Consider the following 1,600-nt stretch of genomic DNA (forward strand, 5'->3'; position numbering starts at 1 on the left):
AGGTGCAGCGGTCCTGATTGTAAATGTACCGCGGGAGGAGGTGCAGTACATTCCATGTTGGGGTATCTGGGAGGAGAAGAACCCAACACCAACAAGTTAGCATCGCACAAAAATCTGGCAACTTACAAAAATGCATAATAGCTATGCAAATTGTCGCATTGACCAGAGCAATGCCGACTCACCTGTGAGCACCGTACTACGTCGAATTTCGAATTTTGCGGAATCAGGCAGCAACTGCCATGAAAGGCCGCGTTGGGTCAAAAGTTTTTGATTTCCGCTGCTGCCAATCCCTTTGTGTTAGTGTTCAAGCCGGTCATGAATTCCATGGAGGATAGTGATGGATGCAAAATCAAAACCCACCTGCCGTATTGTCAAACCCCACCACACCTATGGCGGCAAGCAGGGGCTCGACTACTTCGAAGGTATAGCGGCGGAGACGGTCGGATCCACAGGTATCTGCATGCATCTTCTGACTATCCCGCCTGGCGCGCGCGCCAAGGCGCATCTGYACGAGGCTCACGAAACAGCGATCTATATGCTGTCCGGCGAGGCGCATACCTGGTACGGCGATCGACTGGAGGAGCATGTCGTGGTGCATGCCGGGGAGCTTTTCTACATTCCGGCCGGCGTTCCGCATCTGCCGGCCAATCTCAGCAGCACGCCTTGCACCGCGATCATCGCCCGTACTGACCCGAACGAGCAGGAAAGCGTTGTACTGCTGCCGGAGCTCGATGCATTGGTGCCGGCTTGAGCCAGCGCGTCAAGGTTTTCCGAGGTGAAGTGTCAGGACACGGCAAGAATCTGATCGATTGCCGCATCGAATTTTTTTGCAATCTTCTTTGAAGCTTTTTCGTTCGGGTGAAGTTCATCGTGCCAATTGCCCTGGCAGCAATTTCTTGCATCGACAAGATGCACCTTTGCGGACGAATCCGCGACTCCCGCCAGCAATTCATAAAACCTGTCGACGGAGTACTTCACGATCTCTTTGGTGATATCGCTGTCCCAGGCGTATCCAAGTGCCTTAAACGGTTTGCCCAGCCATGGCCCGCCGTTGCGCGGATGCGCGTAGTCATATCCCTGCAGCAGGACATGGGTGTAGCCGCTTGACCAGACGTTGACGTTCTTCACCATCTGTCTGTATCCGGCTTTGAGCCCGTTCAAGATTTGTTTGAATTCGCTATCCTTGATGTAGTCACGCGGATCACTCGAGCCTCCGCCTTGAGAAAAGCGCTTGACGTACTTGGCCAAACTCCCGCCTCCAAGGAAGTCGTTGCCGCCACCTGAAAATATGAAAAACTGCCTTTGTCCCCCCGAAATCGGTTGTTTGTACTGGGGCGGATTTCTTGTAATTTCCGCGAACGTGTCGCCCGGAAAACCAATATTAAGTGTGTCGTACTTTGCGGTATCTCTAGCGAGGGCGTTAACAAAGGTCATTTCGTATCCCAACGCGCTTGACTCGGGCCAGAGGATGTTGATCCAAGAATCTCCCTCGGCAAGAATCTTTATCCTGCCTCCCACCGCCATTGTTGTTACGAGCTGCTCCGCAAGCGYTGTGCGCCGCATTGTCCTAATGGCATCAGATGCCGAAACACCCTTCAGC

The 1,600-nt window shown here is 53.2% G+C and carries 2 protein-coding genes; one reads left to right on the top strand and one right to left on the bottom strand.

All coding sequences use genetic code 11. The features are described from left to right. Window positions 1-337 precede the first annotated feature (337 nt). Window positions 338-751, top strand: coding sequence for a cupin domain-containing protein (locus ACXJ5O_RS26395; protein WP_457302491.1), 414 nt, complete (start codon window positions 338-340; stop codon window positions 749-751). A 32-nt stretch (window positions 752-783) separates the two neighbouring features. Here the strand turns inward: ACXJ5O_RS26395 and ACXJ5O_RS26400 are convergent. Next, the coding region (locus ACXJ5O_RS26400) for a hypothetical protein (RefSeq protein WP_457302492.1) at window positions 784-1,600 on the bottom strand (817 nt) is incomplete at its 5' end.

This window comes from Phyllobacterium sp. P5_D12 (genome assembly GCF_054049495.1).